At 40.5% G+C, this 16,832-nt stretch carries 19 protein-coding genes and 1 pseudogene; 14 read left to right on the top strand and 6 right to left on the bottom strand.

Annotated elements, in window-relative coordinates:
* Position 1: 1 nt before the first annotated feature.
* Genes HXT25_RS00995 through HXT25_RS00970 form a run of 6 tightly spaced genes read right to left on the bottom strand, consistent with a single transcriptional unit; the run spans position 2 to position 6,737 of the window.
* The gene (locus tag HXT25_RS00995; protein WP_422118592.1) at positions 2-1,387 is read right to left on the bottom strand and encodes a restriction endonuclease subunit S; all 1,386 of its coding nucleotides are present in this window, start codon (positions 1,385-1,387) and stop codon (positions 2-4) included.
* Positions 1,384-3,390 (bottom strand): type I restriction-modification system subunit M, encoded by a 2,007-nt coding sequence (locus HXT25_RS00990; RefSeq protein ID WP_422111922.1) that lies wholly within the window; start codon positions 3,388-3,390, stop codon positions 1,384-1,386. Before HXT25_RS00990 ends, HXT25_RS00995 begins: the two co-directional genes overlap by 4 nt.
* Complete coding sequence (locus HXT25_RS00985; protein WP_285085146.1) at positions 3,390-3,638, bottom strand: helix-turn-helix domain-containing protein; 249 nt, start codon at positions 3,636-3,638, stop codon at positions 3,390-3,392. The genes HXT25_RS00990 and HXT25_RS00985 overlap by 1 nt, the downstream gene beginning before the upstream one ends.
* Positions 3,631-5,277, bottom strand: a complete 1,647-nt coding sequence (locus tag HXT25_RS00980) for a DUF2326 domain-containing protein (RefSeq protein ID WP_285085147.1) — start codon at positions 5,275-5,277, stop codon at positions 3,631-3,633. Before HXT25_RS00980 ends, HXT25_RS00985 begins: the two co-directional genes overlap by 8 nt.
* Positions 5,267-5,497, bottom strand: a complete 231-nt coding sequence (locus HXT25_RS00975; protein WP_285085148.1) for an ABC-three component system middle component 7 — start codon at positions 5,495-5,497, stop codon at positions 5,267-5,269. The genes HXT25_RS00980 and HXT25_RS00975 overlap by 11 nt, the downstream gene beginning before the upstream one ends.
* Positions 5,481-6,737, bottom strand: coding sequence for an ABC-three component system protein (locus HXT25_RS00970; RefSeq protein ID WP_285085150.1), 1,257 nt, complete (start codon positions 6,735-6,737; stop codon positions 5,481-5,483). The genes HXT25_RS00975 and HXT25_RS00970 overlap by 17 nt, the downstream gene beginning before the upstream one ends.
* Before the next feature lie 213 nt (positions 6,738-6,950).
* Between HXT25_RS00970 and HXT25_RS00965 the strand changes: the two genes are divergently transcribed.
* The 14 genes and pseudogenes from HXT25_RS00965 (at position 6,951) to HXT25_RS00900 (ending at position 16,826) form a co-directional block, all read left to right on the top strand.
* The gene (locus HXT25_RS00965) at positions 6,951-7,088 is read left to right on the top strand and encodes a hypothetical protein (RefSeq protein ID WP_180947116.1); all 138 of its coding nucleotides are present in this window, start codon (positions 6,951-6,953) and stop codon (positions 7,086-7,088) included.
* A 275-nt stretch (positions 7,089-7,363) separates the two neighbouring features.
* Positions 7,364-7,993 (top strand): hypothetical protein, encoded by a 630-nt coding sequence (locus HXT25_RS00960; protein WP_422118591.1) that lies wholly within the window; start codon positions 7,364-7,366, stop codon positions 7,991-7,993.
* Positions 7,994-8,140, top strand: a complete 147-nt coding sequence (locus tag HXT25_RS00955; protein ID WP_180946766.1) for a hypothetical protein — start codon at positions 7,994-7,996, stop codon at positions 8,138-8,140.
* Entirely contained in the window at positions 8,115-8,789 is a 675-nt protein-coding gene (locus tag HXT25_RS00950) for a Rha family transcriptional regulator (RefSeq protein ID WP_057002103.1), read from the top strand. The genes HXT25_RS00955 and HXT25_RS00950 overlap by 26 nt, the downstream gene beginning before the upstream one ends.
* Positions 8,782-9,150 carry a hypothetical protein gene (locus HXT25_RS00945; RefSeq protein ID WP_422118590.1) on the top strand — a complete coding sequence of 123 codons (369 nt, stop codon included), beginning with the start codon at positions 8,782-8,784 and terminating at the stop codon, positions 9,148-9,150. Before HXT25_RS00950 ends, HXT25_RS00945 begins: the two co-directional genes overlap by 8 nt.
* Entirely contained in the window at positions 9,150-11,477 is a 2,328-nt protein-coding gene (locus HXT25_RS00940; protein ID WP_422118589.1) for a VapE domain-containing protein, read from the top strand. Before HXT25_RS00945 ends, HXT25_RS00940 begins: the two co-directional genes overlap by 1 nt.
* 303 nt (positions 11,478-11,780) lie before the next feature.
* Positions 11,781-12,017: a VRR-NUC domain-containing protein gene (locus HXT25_RS00935; protein ID WP_422118588.1), complete on the top strand. Its 237-nt coding sequence runs from the start codon at positions 11,781-11,783 to the stop codon at positions 12,015-12,017.
* The gene (locus HXT25_RS00930) at positions 11,995-12,480 is read left to right on the top strand and encodes an HNH endonuclease (protein ID WP_420028010.1); all 486 of its coding nucleotides are present in this window, start codon (positions 11,995-11,997) and stop codon (positions 12,478-12,480) included. Before HXT25_RS00935 ends, HXT25_RS00930 begins: the two co-directional genes overlap by 23 nt.
* Positions 12,477-13,922: pseudogene (locus HXT25_RS00925) on the top strand (SNF2-related protein). Before HXT25_RS00930 ends, HXT25_RS00925 begins: the two are co-directional and overlap by 4 nt.
* Positions 13,882-14,310, top strand: a complete 429-nt coding sequence (locus HXT25_RS00920; protein WP_410310515.1) for an RNA polymerase subunit sigma-70 — start codon at positions 13,882-13,884, stop codon at positions 14,308-14,310. The pseudogene HXT25_RS00925 and the gene HXT25_RS00920 overlap by 41 nt, the downstream one beginning before the upstream one ends.
* Before the next feature lie 151 nt (positions 14,311-14,461).
* A complete protein-coding gene (locus HXT25_RS00915) occupies positions 14,462-14,821 on the top strand; it encodes an HNH endonuclease (protein ID WP_422118587.1) in 360 nt (119 codons plus the stop codon).
* 160 nt (positions 14,822-14,981) lie between these two features.
* Positions 14,982-15,533 (top strand): P27 family phage terminase small subunit, encoded by a 552-nt coding sequence (locus HXT25_RS00910; protein ID WP_422118586.1) that lies wholly within the window; start codon positions 14,982-14,984, stop codon positions 15,531-15,533.
* A gap of 11 nt (positions 15,534-15,544) precedes the next feature.
* Positions 15,545-16,048: an NUMOD4 domain-containing protein gene (locus HXT25_RS00905; protein WP_004125754.1), complete on the top strand. Its 504-nt coding sequence runs from the start codon at positions 15,545-15,547 to the stop codon at positions 16,046-16,048.
* A complete protein-coding gene (locus HXT25_RS00900; RefSeq protein WP_422118585.1) occupies positions 16,041-16,826 on the top strand; it encodes an S-adenosylmethionine synthetase N-terminal domain-containing protein in 786 nt (261 codons plus the stop codon). The genes HXT25_RS00905 and HXT25_RS00900 overlap by 8 nt, the downstream gene beginning before the upstream one ends.
* Positions 16,827-16,832 lie beyond the last annotated feature (6 nt).

Genomic DNA, 16,832 nt, shown 5'->3' with positions numbered 1-16,832 from the left:
ATTACACCTCCTCTGGTATTTCATCTTCGCTCTGTAATGTGTCGTTATCATCTGATTTATAGAGAGTTTCTTCAACCTGTTCATAGTCTGGTATCTCAACATCTCGCACATCTATCTTACCGGTAACCACGTCGGCAATAAGGCTTGATTTTAGGTCGTGCAATGTTTTTAGTTCTTCATGTTTACTTAAAATGCATTTATCTATACTCTTTGACCTTTTATCAACTTCCAGTAATATATGTTTTTGCTCTTCAATAGGTGGTATACCAATAGTAAAATTTTTTATATAAGTTAATGGAACACGTTTTTGCCCTGCTGATCCAGTCATTGCTCTTTCACCTAATTTTCTAAATTCTTGCAACACGGTGATTAGGTAGAGAAACTTAGGCAGTATTCTACTATTAGCTCTTAGGGTGATAAGCTCTGTTGTTCCAAATCCTATTGTGGTATCTAACTCATCAAGACAAGCACCTTTACCATTTTCAAAGCAAGGGGTTATCTTAGCAATTACTACATCGCTTTTTGAAAAAGAAGAAAATCCTGAACGTACTTCCTTTAGGGGACGCTTAATAGAACAATCAATATTCCCAGTTTCACTAATATTTTCCATAGGTAAAAATGTAACTAAATCTAGATCTTTTAGCTTAGCTATTTCATTAGCAATAGAAGCATTGATGCGAGATACATGTTTCAACGAAAGTATTTCCCAATGTTGGGGAATTTTTCCTAGCCAAGAGATGCCGCCGTCTTTCATGGGAACGGTTTTATCCAGACCATGCGTAACAGCGTCGCTAATGGTTGCTTTTTTAAGTTCCTTCAGTTCCGTTATTTCTTGTTGCTTGAGGTTGATGAGCTTATTGATGCTCGATATTTTCCAATCGAGAAAACGCACAATTTGCTCTTGCTCCTCGCGTGGTGGTATGGGTAGAAATATAGATTTCATTTCGCTGTATCTTGTGGTCCATAAATCGGCAACTATACCTCGACCATAACGATAATATTCTTCAGAAAATGGCTGACAACGTAATAAATAATGAACAAATAATTGCTCAAGTTTCCTTTTTGGCTCTAAAACAATATTAATCAATGATACAGAGCCATCTAAAGCTGAAACACCGCAGGACCCCTTTCTATCTGAGCGGCTATTAATTACAAAGTCACCAGCTAGAACAAGTTTTCGATTATCGCTATCACTTGATTTTGCTGCATCCGTCAACTGGTGTAGAATACCGCTTTTTGTCACAGAAAGGGGCTGATAATCTTTATCTGAAACTTTTGTCTTTCGCTCTAAAAACAAACTGTTAATCTTCTTATATTCCCAATGCTTCGGTATTTTTGGCAACCACTGAATGCCGGTTGCCTTATATTCCTCGTATGCTTTTCTCATTTCAACCCCTCCATGATGCTATCTACCAAAGTTTTTGTTTCTCTTTCGAGGCAGGTGAGGTTGATTAAAATGTCATCCATGTTCCTAAGCTTAACAGGCTTGTAGAAGTATTTCGTAAAGCTAATCTCATATCCAATCTGGCGTTTGCTGCTGTCTTCATACGCATTGGGAGCATACGGCAACACTTCTTTTTGCATAAAAGCGTCAATACCGCCTTCGTACGTAAAGGGCACAATTTCCGTGTCGCGTAAATCGGGGTCTGCTTCATCTTTGACGGCTTTGGCTGTTTCGTCTCTTTCAGTGATGAATGGACGGATTTTTTTAAGCTGGGCAGCTTTGAGCTTTGTAGCTTTCGCAAACGTCGTCCAGTCATCAAGCGGAGTATAAGCAGGTAAATTCTCTAACGCAGCTCGTACAGTTTGTAAATCCTCATCTTTTTTGAAGGTATCTGCTGGTATTTCCCGCTTAGGATAGATACGCAAACGTAACGGTCGCTCTACAGTAATTGACCAGTAGCCAAAGTCTTCGTTCCTAAAGATTTTGCTGACTTCGCTTTCTTCCATTCCCATGAATATACGTACAATTTCTTTGCGGAGTTCAGGCGTAAATTCGCAGTTTTTCTTACCCATATTCTTGCGCAAAGCCGACTTCATAGCAGTGGCATCAATGAGTTGAATCTTACCTTTGCGACGCTCTTCTTTGCGGTTAGAAAGAATCCAAATATAGGTGGCAATACCTGTGTTATAAAACATATTGTCTGGCACAGCAATAATAGCTTCTACCAGGTCGTTTTCGATAAGATAGCGGCGTGCATTGCTTTCGCCGCTTCCAGCATCACCTGTGAAAATAGAAGAGCCATTGTGAACTTCAGCAATTCTGCTACCAAGTTCGGTATCGTTTTTCATCTTCGATACATTGTTAAGTAAGAACAAAAGCTGACCGTCGCTCACACGAGGAATCATGTTGAGTTCTTCGCCGCCTTCCAAGTATGCATTAAAGCGCGTATCAAGAATTTCTTTCTTTCCGCCCATCTTGTCAGCATCTGTTTTCCAGTTTTTGCCATATGGTGGATTGGAAAGCATGAAATCAAATTGTAGTGAAGGATTGGCATCAAGAGAAAGCGTAGAACCATAGGCAATATGCTCAGCCTGTTCGCCATCACCCTTTAGGAGCATGTCTGCCTTTGCTATTGCGTAGGTCTCTGGGTTAATTTCTTGACCAAAAAGATGAATTGATACTTGCTTGCCACGTCTTTGAGCAAGAGTTTCTAGGCGCTCCTGAGCAACAGTGAGCATTCCTCCCGTTCCGCACGCTCCATCGTAGCAGGAGTAAGTGGCGTCTTTGATTTTGTCTGCAACAGGAATAAAGATTAAGTCGCTCATAAGCTCAACGACATCACGGGGTGTCCAGTGTTCGCCAGCTTCTTCATTGTTTTCTTCGTTGAAACGGCGCAAAAGTTCTTCAAAGATAGTTCCCATGCCGTGATTATCAAGTGCAGGGTGTTTAAGGATTGTTTGTTTTCCGTCTTTGTAAATCGGATTTGGCGAAAGATTAATGTCTGGTGAGACGAATTTTTCAATTACAGCACCAAGGATACCAGCATCAACCATCGTTTTGATTTGTTCTCTGAATTTAAACTTCGCTAAAATTTCTTGAACGTTTGGTGAAAATCCGTCTAAGTAAGTCTCAAAATCGGTTTGTAAAGTTTGCATTTTTCCACGTGAAGTTAAATCACGTAGAGAAAAAGGTGAGGAATTACAGAAAGCTTGTCCTGCTGTTGCGCAAAGCACTGGCCATTGGTTGTCAATTCCAGCACTATCAAGCTGTTCTTTCAGTTTAAGGACAGCTTCTTTTGTAGGTTCAAGAACGGCATCAAGGCGGCGAATAACCGTCATTGGCAGAATAACATCACGATATTTACCACGAACGTAGACATCTCTTAAGCAGTCATCAGCAATACCCCAAATAAAACTAACAATAGCATTATGCGTTTGATTATCCATTATTTTACCTCATTGTTATTTATTTGTTTCACTTCGCAAATATCGGCAATACCACATTCAAGATATTGGCAGATGCGTAGTAGTGTTTCTGTGTTAACGTTTTCGCCTTTATTAAGCCTTGCTACTGAAGCGGCTGATATTCCAGCATCACGTTTTAAGTCTTCTTTTTTCTTTTGCTTATCAATCAGCAATTTCCATAGATTTGTGAAATCGAGTTTGATATGCAATTGTGTATTGTTGTTAGGCATTTTTCTTTTTTCCCCATTCCTTTCCAAATAATGCTTCGGAGTCATGGTCAAGATGCAAGCGAGTATTGTTCTTTATGATCTCTTTAGCCTTATTGTCGTATTTATCAGCTTCGTCAAGTGCGATGAAGATTTGCTTATTCTTAATCGTGTTATAGTGTGCGAGTATTCGATTTACTGCTTCTGTTTCTATTTGCTTAAACAGGAAAGAGTCCTCCATTATAACAGGCAGTTTTGAATGCTCTAATAATGCAAGATCAAAACTTAAAAGACTTCTATAACCTGAACCTGTGCCTGTATCATCAGCAATCGCATAACTGTATGAATCAATCTTCTTTAAGTTAAGCTTTGGTGGATTTCTTTTCTCGTCAGTAAAGCTACCGTCGACTTTTTTCAAATAGTCGTTAATTGATTTTTCTATCTCATGCAGAATATCTTTTGTGCTTTTTTCTATAACTACTTGAGCTTGTTTAAGTGTCTCTCTATTCTTTTCCTTTGTCTGGAAGTTTTGGTTGGCACGCTGAAGATTTGAAATTTCAGTTTTTAACTCATGATACGTTTGAGCACTTGCCGCAGTAATGTTCGGAGCAGTAGTAATATGAGTGATTTGCTCATCAAGTATCCTAAGCTTACTATCTACAACTTCTAGTTTTTCTTCGGTAGTCTTAATTTCCTCATTTACTTGTTTGGTGAGTAATTTCTTAATACCGGTGTGAAATCCTTCAATTTTAGAAAGATAATCGGCATCAAGTTCTGGTACAAACTCTTTAAGTTGTTCAAAATCGGCTTTGCTAAGACGTTTACTTGCGAGCGAATGATTATTAACTAATGCATTTAATTGATTGTTTAACATTGTTCGTTGCCTGAGTAAAGGCGTTTGAGCATGCTTTAATTCAGCAACCGTTTTAGCTTGTTCCTTGGTTAATTCTGATGGTAGTTTCTCACCGAAAGATTCCTGCACGGCTTGTAGTTCATCTTCTAATTCTTGAATTCTCTTAATGTTCTCTTCGAATTCCTTTTTATTTGAAGCCATATTTAGGCAGTAAATTGTTGGAGCTGTTTTTGCCGCATCAATAGCACTCTTTGCTTCTTCTTCAGCGGTGAGAACATTTTGTACAGGTTTTAGCATATCGAAAAGAGCAAGTAGCCTGACAATACCGCTACGATGTGTATCTGTCCTATGTCTTGAGAGCGGAAGAGTTGGTTTGTCGTTATCTCTTTGCCAGATTCTAAAAGTAGGACTTACAGCATCTCTCCACGTAATACCAATAGTGTCCATTCCATATGCGTGAGCAAGCATTTCACGATAGTCTTTTATGGGCATAGAGCTAATAGGGTGATAGTTATTATCGCAGACAAGAACCTCATTAGGCTTTTCAGTTCCACGAATGTAACAGTGTTTGTGTCCATTAAAGTTAAAGGCGTAACGAAAATTGTGGTCACCGATATGAGTCTTTACATCTTTTGAAAGTGTTAAATAATCTCCTCCACCAAAGACAAAATCTAAGATCATTAGAAAGGTACTTTTCCCGATAGAGTTTGTAGCACCTTCTGTGCCAAGCACTATATTCAGTCCGTTGCTAAATGTAATTGGACAAGGGGTACTATCTTTAAATTCGTCACAATACAATTCAGTTAACACGGCATAACACCCCCAATTCTTCATTTAAAGCAATTTTACCTAAGACGTACAAGCAGATAAGTGCGTCTATGTATTCATCAGTTGTTGGACGTTTATTTATAGGAATTTTTGTATAAAGGTTTAGAGGCGTGTATTGATGCCCGTTTAAAGCCTGCAGTATCGGTATAAAATATGAAAAAGTAGATTTTTCAAAAGGCACTGCCTTACTCGGATATTTCATCGAACACCTCACAATTCTGTACGAAAAATGCTGCAATAACTAATGCTTCCTGCGAATTCTCAGATACTCCGGCATGCCTTGCAATCCAGTTTCTAATATCGTAGAAAATTTGGCGCTGGTCATCTGTTTTTTCAGCCACTTCTTTGTAACAAGAACCTACTTGATCACAAATTCTGCTAAACCGTTTAGTCGAGCCATTATCAAGGCTTTCAAAAATAGACTGCACATAAAAATAATATGTGTCAGCCAATGTCTTAATCGACTTAGCCAGCATCCATTCCTCTTTTTTGATTTTTTGTGTAACTTTTTTGGGATTCCAATTTTCAGGCCTATTTTTCTTTAATGCTTCATCCGTAGGTTTTTCTACGAGTTCATTAAGAACACCTTTTATTTGAGAGTCAAGATTATTGTTTTCAAAAACCTGTTCGATTTCTTGTTTTAACATATAGTCTTTGTAAATTTTTCTCAGCGTTTCCCAACTCGATGGTTCAGAGCCATCTTTACTTTTTTTGTAGTTTCCCTTGCGATAGCATGTAACACAAATCAGTATTCGTTTCATTTCATCAGAATCGGGAGCATCAGAAAATTCAACAGGATCATAGAGAACAGTAGTACTTGTTCCGTAACTAATCGTTAAACTATTGACATGGCAGATGGGACAAGTGTTATCTGATATATGGATGAGCCATCCGTCGTTTGCGTCTAAATCAATAGACCTTAGCTTATTTTTCAAACAGCACGCATAAAGAAACGTGTTTGAAAGGAATCGAGCTAAGGTTTCTTTTTTGCACAGTAAAAGCAATTCATTCTTTTGTGCAGCAGAAACCTCGGGATCATCTTGAATAAGGTCATACATCTCTCGGAGGAGGTCATTGACTTTATATTTTATGAGTTCTTTTTCTATATCTTTAAATTCAGCAAGTGCATCATCGTCTAAATCGCCAGCTTGGATTCGCTGCACTATTGCTGCATTCATTTCGACTGATTGATTTATAAGCTTACTGGCAACACTATCATCGATGAAGAGAACATTACCTTTGCGATCAGTAATATCATCTCTATCAATTAACCAGGATAACAATCTTAGTACTGTGTAATGCTGTCCAGCCATACTTTGCGTAGGAATCGTTTTATTTGTAGGTGTTAATGTAGTGCCAACATGGTTATTCCACCAAGAATGCTGTTCTTTAAGAGCACGTTGCATCGTAGCTGCAAATGTTCCAAAACAAAGCTGAGTCATATCTTTCCTCCTTCCGTACGCAAAATTTGAAAGTCTGCAACAAGACTCCAACAAGTCTCCGCTAAAGCCAATTGAAATCAGATTTTAGATAATTTAATTAACGAAACGGAGAGCTGTATTCGTGCATAAAGCACGTCTTTATTATACACGAATGGCTCTTAAAAGAGAACCTTTCGTTTCGTAAAAAGACGATGCGAAAAGGAGGTGATGAAAATGCAAAAGAATACTAAGCAGACCTCGAAGCGAGTAGCTTCCAAGGCTAGCAAAGTGATGCGTGACGGACGCTATAGCAAGACAGCTAAGTCTGTAGCTGGCAGTGCTCTCGCACAGACAAAGAAAAGTGGAAAGTAACCACTCTAAAAAATCTAAGTAATTGCAGGTCTGATTATTCAATCAGAATGCACCAGCCGAGGCATCAGCCTCAACCTCTATGCGGAAATATCCCTTAGCTAAGGATTATTCGGAGTCCGCATAGAACAACTAAATAAGTACAGCAGTCTTACCGAATAAGGCAGCTGCAAGTCAAGATGAAGGAATTCTTCATTCTAGCTTGTGGTGTTTTGTCATGCCTTATTTGAGCTGAATTCAAGGAAATCCTTCATCGGAAATCAGATGGAGGATTTTTTATGAGAATTCAATTACGTTGTGACAATCATTTTACAACATTCGACCTCAAGCTTGATGAGGTTAAAGGCTGGCTTAATATCGACCTTCTTCCCGATGAAAGCGAAGAAGAGTTTGAGAAAAGAGCACAAGAAAAGGTAGATGCTGAGTTTAACCGTCCCGAGTATAACTCCCTGCATAAATATGAGAGACATAAAGGCTTTACTAGACCTTACAGCGGTGAAGACGGTGAGGAAACTGATGATTATGAGTCTTGCATGAGTGATGTTAGAGACTCTGGCATCTTTTTCAAAACAGTAAATCAGATTAAAGCTTCAGAAGAATATAGGGCAGTTGAGTCATTTGTTTACTCGATTTTAAAGCCGGATGTGGCGGATCTTTTTATGGCTGTCCGTATTAGGAATATGGCGATTAACGAAAAAGCTGCATCCATGATTAGCCGTGATGCTTTTGAAACGGATGCCGATTATAAAAAAGCCGTGGATCGCTTGGCTAACAACATTACACAGAAACTTAAGCGGGCTGAGAAAAAGTTAGTAAAGAATTTCAAAAAAGCGTCAGATTTTGGCATCCGCCGTGGCTACTTCATAGGAGGAACCAACTCCTCCAATAATCCGAAGGAGGTCATGTAGATGACAATCAAGAAAAGAATTGAACAGTTAGAGCTGATGGCCAAGATCCAAAATCAGCAAATCAAAGAACTTCAATATTCAGTTAGCGAGCTATCGCAGAGATTAAAGGGAGGTGTTCACCATGCAAGCAATGATTCCAATGAATAATTACGGCATTATGGCTGACAAAAACAACACCGCCAGAGTAGACAGCCGATTTATCGCACAGTTCTTTGAAAAAAGGCATTCTCATGTGATTCGTGATATCCAGGCAATAACTGAGCCCAAATCTGGGCTCAGTGAAGAATTTACTGAACTCAACTTTGAGCTCAGTAGTTATAAGGATTCAACAGGCAGAAAGCTTCCGTGTTACTTGCTAACCAGAGATGGATTCACCATTTTAGCAATGGGCTATACAGGCCCTAAAGCAATGAAGTTCAAGGAACTCTATATTAAGCAGTTCAATAAGATGGAAGATTTCATAACAACCCTTGTGTCTGCAAGAGAGATGTTTCCGGTTCTTACAGAAAATATAAGTCTTGTTTATGACCACCCGAAAGCTTATCACTACAGCAATGAGTGCGACATGATCAACCGTCTTGTTTTAGGGATGCCTGCAAAACAAGTAAGAGAAACAAACGGCCTTGAGAAAGGGCAAAGCATACGTCCTTACCTCACATCAGGGCAAATGTATCTCATTGATCGTTTGCAGAAAATTGATGCAGGTCTTCTTATCTCAACACCAGATTTCCAAGCTAGAAAACGCCAGCTTGAATGGTATTTAACCAAGATAGATAAGGAGGCTAAAGATGAGTAAGTCTTATAAAAAGCATTTAGAAACGACACCGAACTTTAAGCCTATCGTCTACATTTGTGCTCCCTACCGTGGAGATAAAGAAAGAAACGTGCAACACGCTATTCAGTGTGCAGCTTACGCGTATTCACGCGGAGCAATCCCCATCACTCCACACCTGCTTTTCCCATTCATGGATGATGAGAATCAAAAGCATAGAGGGGATGCAATGTTTATGGACATTATCCTCTTAGGCAAATGCAACGAACTATGGGTGTTCGGAGAAAAAATCACAGGCGGCATGCAAGTAGAAATCAATCTGGCAGAAAAACGAAAACAGCCGATTAAGTATTTTACAGATAAGGATTTAGGGGGTGAATATTGATGCGTAGTTTAGCTATCGCTTACGGTAACAACAGGCAGGCAAAAACATGGGTAAATAAGACCATCACCTATGATGAGCTGAAAGACCGTCTTAAAGTGACAATTCGCACCTCAGAGTCAGCGGAAGAGTATGCGAAAATGAAAAAAGCAGACCGTGATCTTGCAAAAGACCACGGTGGTTTCGTTGCAGGAGCGTTGGCTTACGGTAGACGAAAAGTCGACAGCGTTGAATTTCGCTCCATGCTCGCCTTAGACGGGGATCATGTTGCTAAAGACTTTATTGCACACTACGAGAGTGTTGCGCCTTACACATCTTTTCTGTACACGACACACAGCCACACGCCTGATAATCCGAGGGTGAGAATTGTTTTTCCTTTAACGAGAAATGTAACACCTGACGAGTTTGTAGCAGTATCAAGGTATTTAGCTGACATGCTGGGTATTGACCAGTTTGATGAATGCTCTTACTTGCCTAACCAGCTCATGTACTGGCCGTCCACGCCACGAAACGGCGTGTACGAGTATAAAGAGGTTGAAAAAGACTGGCTTAATCCTGATGATATTTTATCCGCTCACCTAGAGTGGGTGGATCCAACCAGGCTTCCGACCTCGTCTCGTGAGAGTAAAGCGAATCAGGTGCAGAAGCAGAAAGTGCAAGATCCACTCGCAAAAAATGGTGTGGTTGGATTGTTTAACCGAGTATTCTATCCGATAACTCTTGCTTTGGAAAAGTTTTTAAGCGACGTGTATGAGCCGACTGATAACGAAAACCGCTGGCATCTTATAGCCTCACACAGTATGGCAGGAGTTGAGATTATCGAAGACAAGTTCGTTTACTCTCATCATGCTAAAGACCCGGCGTATTTGAAACTGTGTAACGCTTTTGATATTGTTCGCACGCACAAATTCGCTAGCTTGGACGAGAAAGAGTCGTTTAAGAAAATGAGCGAGTTTGCGATGAGTCTTGATGAGGTAAAACTTCAAGCGGCAAACGAGAGACTCTCGGAAGCGGAAGATGATTTTGTTGACAGTGAGGATTGGAAGAAAAAACTACGCTACACGTCTAAAGGCGCGGTTTTAGAAAACTCGCTTTATAATGCGAAGCTCATTATTAAACATGATCCTTTGCTTAAAGGAATCGTTTTTAACCAGCTGGCGGATGGTCTTGAAATTAAAGGCGATGTGCCTTGGCAGCATCCTGCGAAGTTTTGGAGGGACGCGGACGATGCGCAGCTTATCTGCTATGTGGACGACCATTATGGCTCGTTTTCTCAGAGAAACTATGATATTGCTGTCACGAAAGTGTCAGATGATAGAAGTTATCATCCGATAAGACGCTATTTTGAGAGTCTTCCTCAATGGGATGGTGTGAAACGTGTAGACACGCTTTTTATTGATTATCTTGGTGCTGAAGACAATGAGTATATTCGTGCAGTGTGTAGGAAAACACTGTGTGCAGCATACATGCGTATCTACCATCCCGGTATTAAATTTGACTACCTTCCTGTTTTTAACGGTGCGCAAGGTATCGGCAAGTCAACGTTTATAGCAAACCTTGGCATGGAATGGTTTTCAGATAGTCTCACACTTTCAGACATGAACGATAAGACTGCGGCTGAAAAACTCCAAGGATATTGGATTCATGAAATCAGCGAGCTTGCGGGCATGAAAAAAGCTGACCTTGATAAGGTAAAAGCTTTTGTTTCAAGACGTGACGATAAGTATCGTGCTTCTTTTGGAAAACGTGTCTCCCCACACCCGAGGCAGTGCGTGTTCTTCGGTACAACGAATAGTGAAAACGGTTATTTAAGGGATGTTACTGGTAACCGGCGTTTTTGGAATGTGAAAGTGTCGGGAAACGGCAAGTATAAGCCTTGGGAAATGACACGAGAACTGGTTGACCAAATATGGGCGGAAACCATGGTTATTTCCAAAGCGGGTGAAGAACTGTTCCTTGACAAGAGCTTGGAGGCTTTCGCTAAAGAAGAACAGCGTGAAGCCATGCAGCAAGACGACCGTGAAGGCATTGTCAGAGAGTATCTTAACATGCTTCTACCCGATACTTGGGATGAAATGGATATTTACAGGCGGCGAGATTACTTCCGTGACATGAAGGATCCAACACGGCCTAAAGGCACGATTAAACGCATGGAAGTATCCAACATTGAAATATGGTGCGAATGCTTCGGGAAAGCCAAAGAAGATATTAAGCCTATCGACAGTTACGCAATATCGGCGATTATGAAACGTTTGAAAGACTGGCAAAGATCTGACAATCGTAGAACCATACCAATCTATGGAAGGCAAAGAATTTATACCAGAATTTGAGTGGACAAGCGGCTAAAAACAGGACAACTGAATGTAGCTTGTCCTGACCTTGTCACTTGTCCCACCCATAACAACAGGCTTTGGACGAACAGGGACGGACAACACATGAAAATCTATATTAAATAAAATCTTTATTTATTACTTATAGCGTACACGTAACACGTGTATTCGCGCGTAAAGGGATTTTTAGCCATTTGTCCGTCCTTGTCCCGATAGAAAGGATAAGAAGCAGTGATAAGAAAACAAAAAATAATAGTAAGAGAACGGGAGGTTGAGCGAAAACTCGTTTGTGAAGTCAAAGCAATGGGAGGACTTTGTTTAAAGCTTACGAGTCCTTCCGTTGACGGGCTTCCTGACAGGCTGGTTTTACTTCATGGCGGCAAGATTGGTTTTGTGGAGCTTAAAGCACCAGGTAAAAAGCCTAGAGTTTTACAGGTGAAACGGATGAAAGACTTACAGGCTTTAGGTTTTAAGGTTTTCGTGGTTGATGAGAAGAGTCAGATTGGAGGTGTGATTGATGCGATTAAAGATTCAGTGTGACTTTTGTGGAATAGAGTTCGAACGAGATGTTTGTCAGTTGAGGAATAAAAAGTTTCACTTTTGTTCTAGAAAGTGCTTAGCAGATTTTAGTAGTAAAACTAAAAATCCAGATGGATATAATCAGCTAAAAGACTATACCAAGATGAGCGAGCATCTTACAGAACTTAACCAGAAATTGAATCCAACACGCATGACACAAGAGATTAAAACGAAACTTCGAGATTTTCGTTTTGGTAAAGGTCAGGGCAAAACTTACAGCAAATATTATGGGAGACATACCCATCGTGTTGTGGCAGAACAGATGCTTGGTCGGAAATTAAAACCGGGAGAAGTAGTTCATCATATCGACCATAACAAGAGGAATAACAATCCAGATAACCTCTTAGTGCTTCCTTCTCAGTCAGAACATGCAAAGCTACATATGAGGGAAAAGAAATTCTGGGAAGGAGGTGATTTCAAATGAAGCTCAATCCATATGAATATCAAACTTATGCTAAAGATCATATCTTAAAGCATGATGTGTCAGCATTATTCTTGGATATGGGCTTAGGTTGAGGAAAAACGGTGATTACATTATCTGCGATTAACGACCTGATGCTTGACTCGTTTGATGTTTCTAGAACTCTTGTTATTGCTCCTCTTAGGGTTGCGAACACTACGTGGCCTTTAGAGTTAGAAAAGTGGGAGCATTTAAAACACTTGACTTATTCTGTTGTGACGGGCAGTGAGAAGGAGCGGATTCAAGCACTAAAAACGCCTGCTCACGTTTATATTATTAACCGTGAAAACGTGGAGTGGCTGATAATGAAAAGCAGCCTACCGTTTAATTTTGACATGGTTGTGATAGATGAGCTTTCAAGTTTTAAATCGTATCAGGCGAAACGTTTTAAAGCATTACTGAAGGCTAGGCCGAAAGTTAAAAGGATTGTAGGTCTTACAGGAACTCCTTCTTCTAACGGGCTTATGGATTTGTGGGCTGAGTTTAGGCTGCTTGATATGGGTGAAAGACTAGGCCGTTATATTACGTATTATCGGCAGAACTTTTTTGATCCTGATAAGCGTAACCAGCACATGATTTTTTCCTATAAGCCTAAAGATGGTGCTGAGAGCTTAATCTATAAGCAGATAGCTGATATTACGATTTCGATGAAGTCGAAAGACTATTTGAAAATGCCTGCGTGTGTGATAAACGAGGTGAAAGTAGAGTTATCCGGTAAGGAGCGAAAACTCTATGATGAGCTGAAACAGGATATGGTGGTGTCGTTGGAGGGTAAAGAGATTGATGCGATTAACGCAGCATCTCTTTCAAATAAGCTTCTTCAAATGGCAGGCGGCGCGGTTTATAACGAGAAAAAAGAAAGCGTTCATATTCATGATCGTAAGCTTGATGCTTTAGAGGATTTAATCGAGGCTGCTAACGGTAAACCGGTGCTTGTAGCTTACTGGTTTAAGCATGATCTTGAGCGGATTAAGAAACGTTTTAACGTGCGTGAGATTAAAACGAGTGCTGATATTGCTGACTGGAATGCCGGCATAATTCCTGTAGCTCTAATTCACCCGGCTTCCGCGGGTCATGGTCTTAACCTACAGGTTGGCGGTTCTACTCTTATCTGGTTTTCTCTGACTTGGAGTTTGGAACTTTACCAGCAGACGAACGCCAGGCTTAACCGTCAAGGGCAAACCGACACGGTTGTAATCCATCACATCATCACTAAGAACACGATTGATGAAGACGTGATGAGGGCTTTAAGCATGAAGGCTAAAGTGCAGGATGCTTTAATCGAGTCGGTTAAAGCAAGACTATCAATTAACGAAGTGAGGGAAAGGGGTTCTAGAGAGAACTTACCTCAAAATGGAGGTAAGAATGAACAAAAAAGAATACTTACGGCAAGCCTATCTTCTTGATAAGCGGATTAAGGCTGACATGGATGAAGTAGTAAGACTGCGTGAGCTTGCTACAAGTGTTTCTTCATTAAGATACGACCGAGAGTATGTGCAGACGACTCGAAGTATAGAAGCTCCGTTTGTGAAAGCTCTTATAAGGGTTATGGATTTAGAAGCCAAGATTAACATGGAGATCACGATGCTTATCAGTTTGAAAGAGCAGATTTTGGATGTGATTTCTAAACTTGAAAGCGTGGATGAGCAGATGATTTTACGTTACCGTTACATGAGTAATATGACGTGGGAGGATATTGGTAAGGAACTCCATGCAGGTGTCAGAACAGTTATCAGATGGCATGGTAATGCGTTAGAGCATCTTGTTTTTCCTGAAAACCCTATTCGAATCTAAAAATTGAGAAAAGTTGGCATGCTTTGGCATGGTTTGGCATGAGATGGCACTGCCTTCTATATGGTATTATAAACTTAGCAAAAATTATAAATACCAAGCCTTGAAAGACTAATCTTTCAGGGCTTTTTTCATGCCCGAGGGAGGATGAGTCTTGCCAAGAAAACCTAAAAGACCGTGTTCTTATCAAGGCTGTCCGAACTTAACTGACGGCAGGTTTTGCGAGGAACACTTAAAACAAGAGAACCGGCGCTACGAAAAATACGAGCGTCCTTATGATGCTCACAAGCGTTACGGCAGAGCATGGCAGAAAGTCAGAGATTCTTATGTGAGAGAGCATCCTTTCTGTGAGCTTTGCTTTAAGAATCGTGTGCTTGTTCCTGTTGAGCAGGTTCATCATATTAAACCGATTGCTGAAGGTGGAACGCACGCTAGAGAGAATCTTATTTCTCTATGTAAAAGCTGTCACTCTAAAATTCACGCTAAGCGTGGAGACCGCTGGCATAACAAATAAAAACCACCCCAGGGGCGGTCAAAATCTCTAAAAACCTATTCCCCAGGGAACGGGCGCAGGGTCTCGCGTGCAAAAACAGCATATTCAAAAGGGTAATAGGCAAAATCAGACACAAAAATTTTTTAATAGTTAAAACTCATGCGGAAAGGAGGCGGAAAGTTTGCCTACAAAATCAAATAATATCGGCGGTCGTGGCGGCAGACGCGTAGGTGCCGGGCGTAAAAAGAAAGCAGTTGTTGAAAAAGCGAATGAAGGAAACCCCGGTGGCAGGCCTTTAAGCGTTCTTGATATTCCGGAGCTTGAAGGTGCTGAAATGCCTCAGCCTCACGAGTTTTTATCCGCCACGCAAAAAGACGGTACGCAGCTTCAGGCTAGAGAAATTTTTGAAGAAACATGGAAGTGGCTAAAAGACATTGGTGTGAGCAGTAAAGTGCCATCTCCTCTTATTGAACGGTATGCGATGAGCTGTGCTCGTTGGATTCAATGTGAGGAAGTAACCAGTAAACTCGGGTTTCTTTCCAAGCATCCGACTACGGGTAAACCGATACCATCGCCTTTTATAAATATTGGTATTAACTACATGAATCAGGCGGTCAGGCTTTGGAATGAGATTTTCCAGATTGTGAAAGAAAACTGTTCGACTGAGTTTGATGGTGTTTCACCTCAAAACGATTTAATGGAACGCCTGCTTTTAACACGTAAAAACTTATAAGGAGAAAAAATGTGGAAGTATGGAAAGATATTCCTGAATATGAAGGTCATTACCAAGCTTCTAATTTAGGGAAAATTAGAAGCATAAAACGTAGCACTCAAATTCTTAAAGGTGATTATCAGCGTAATGGTTATAAAAGGGTGTATTTATGGAAGAACGGAAACAAGAGAAACCTACTTGTTCATAGACTTGTGGCATTAACTTTTCTACCTAATCCTAATGATTATTCTGACATAAACCATATTGACGAAGATAAAAGTAACAACAGAATCGATAATTTGGAATGGTGTAGCAGAAGATACAACATGAATTATGGTCAGGTTAAAGAAAAGATTTCTATAGCCAATAGAGGAAGAAAGCCACATAAGAATCAGTTGATAAAGCTGAGTAATAGCTCAAAAAACAGAAAATGGATAAGCAAAGGGAATGTAGAGAAATTTATCAAAATTTCGAACATTCCTTTTTTTATTGCAGCTGGTTGGAAAATCGGAAGGAAGGAAAAGAACCATGATTGAAAAAGTAAACCCGTCACATGTCGACAAGATTGCGGATCGTATTGCCGGGGCAATTGTTGATCTGGCTTACAAGCTGGATGAGAATCCGAAGATTGCTGTTGAAGTGATGCTCGGGCATGGTAAGTGTGCCGTGTGTATTGAAAGCACGGTGATGTTTAAGTTTAAGGATATTAAAAATATTATCCACCGTTTAAGCCCTGGGAAAGTAAAGATTGATATTACGGTCGTGCCGCAGGATAAGCATTTAAGCCAAAACCAAAACGACATGGTCCGTTGCGCTGATAACGGGATTTTTAAAGGCGTACCACTAACAGACGAACAGAAGAAACTCTCTGCTATCGTCCGAAAGGTTTATGAAAAGTATCCGTATGACGGCAAGTATGTTCTTGATGGTGAAAAGCTTATCATCTGCCAGTCTCACGCTAAACGAGAAGACTTATTGAAAGAGTATCCGAATGCGTTTGTTAATCCTTTAGGCGACTGGACGGGTGGTATAAGCGTGGATACGGGAGCGGTTAACCGAAAACTCGGGTCAGACATGGCTGATTCCGTTACGGGTGGCGGTCTTCATGGTAAGGATCTTACGAAAGCTGATGTGTCGGTTAATATTTACGCGTTTTTGAAAGCACAGGAAACCGGTCGGGTGGTTGAGTTTTCTTGTGCTATCGGGGACGAGATGGTTGATGGTAAACCGTATGTGCAGATTGTGAAAATTGCGAAAGATTACATTGACTCGGTGGGTGGCTTTGAAAAATTCGCTTGCTGGGGTCTTTTCTAACGGGAG

This window comes from Gardnerella sp. DNF00476 (assembly GCF_049262735.1).
Lineage (GTDB): Bacteria > Actinomycetota > Actinomycetes > Actinomycetales > Bifidobacteriaceae > Bifidobacterium > Bifidobacterium vaginale.
The sequence above is the reverse complement of the archived record's forward strand: the minus strand, read 5'-3'. Positions and strand labels throughout refer to the sequence as shown.

What these genes read in the sequence shown, in the direction of transcription:
- HXT25_RS00920 (WP_410310515.1), top strand. Translation starts at nt 13,882, where the DNA reads ATGAACAAAAAAGAATACTTACGGCAAGCCTATCTTCTTGATAAGCGG.
- HXT25_RS00940 (WP_422118589.1), top strand. Translation starts at nt 9,150, where the DNA reads ATGCGTAGTTTAGCTATCGCTTACGGTAACAACAGGCAGGCAAAAACA.
- HXT25_RS00945 (WP_422118590.1), top strand. Translation starts at nt 8,782, where the DNA reads ATGAGTAAGTCTTATAAAAAGCATTTAGAAACGACACCGAACTTTAAG.
- HXT25_RS00960 (WP_422118591.1), top strand. Translation starts at nt 7,364, where the DNA reads ATGAGAATTCAATTACGTTGTGACAATCATTTTACAACATTCGACCTC.
- HXT25_RS00930 (WP_420028010.1), top strand. Translation starts at nt 11,995, where the DNA reads ATGCGATTAAAGATTCAGTGTGACTTTTGTGGAATAGAGTTCGAACGA.
- HXT25_RS00990 (WP_422111922.1), bottom strand. Translation starts at nt 3,390, where the DNA reads ATGGATAATCAAACGCATAATGCTATTGTTAGTTTTATTTGGGGTATT.
- HXT25_RS00950 (WP_057002103.1), top strand. Translation starts at nt 8,115, where the DNA reads ATGCAAGCAATGATTCCAATGAATAATTACGGCATTATGGCTGACAAA.
- HXT25_RS00995 (WP_422118592.1), bottom strand. Translation starts at nt 1,387, where the DNA reads ATGAGAAAAGCATACGAGGAATATAAGGCAACCGGCATTCAGTGGTTG.
- HXT25_RS00935 (WP_422118588.1), top strand. Translation starts at nt 11,781, where the DNA reads ATGGGAGGACTTTGTTTAAAGCTTACGAGTCCTTCCGTTGACGGGCTT.
- HXT25_RS00955 (WP_180946766.1), top strand. Translation starts at nt 7,994, where the DNA reads ATGACAATCAAGAAAAGAATTGAACAGTTAGAGCTGATGGCCAAGATC.
- HXT25_RS00970 (WP_285085150.1), bottom strand. Translation starts at nt 6,737, where the DNA reads ATGACTCAGCTTTGTTTTGGAACATTTGCAGCTACGATGCAACGTGCT.
- HXT25_RS00975 (WP_285085148.1), bottom strand. Translation starts at nt 5,497, where the DNA reads ATGAAATATCCGAGTAAGGCAGTGCCTTTTGAAAAATCTACTTTTTCA.
- HXT25_RS00985 (WP_285085146.1), bottom strand. Translation starts at nt 3,638, where the DNA reads ATGCCTAACAACAATACACAATTGCATATCAAACTCGATTTCACAAAT.
- HXT25_RS00965 (WP_180947116.1), top strand. Translation starts at nt 6,951, where the DNA reads ATGCAAAAGAATACTAAGCAGACCTCGAAGCGAGTAGCTTCCAAGGCT.
- HXT25_RS00900 (WP_422118585.1), top strand. Translation starts at nt 16,041, where the DNA reads ATGATTGAAAAAGTAAACCCGTCACATGTCGACAAGATTGCGGATCGT.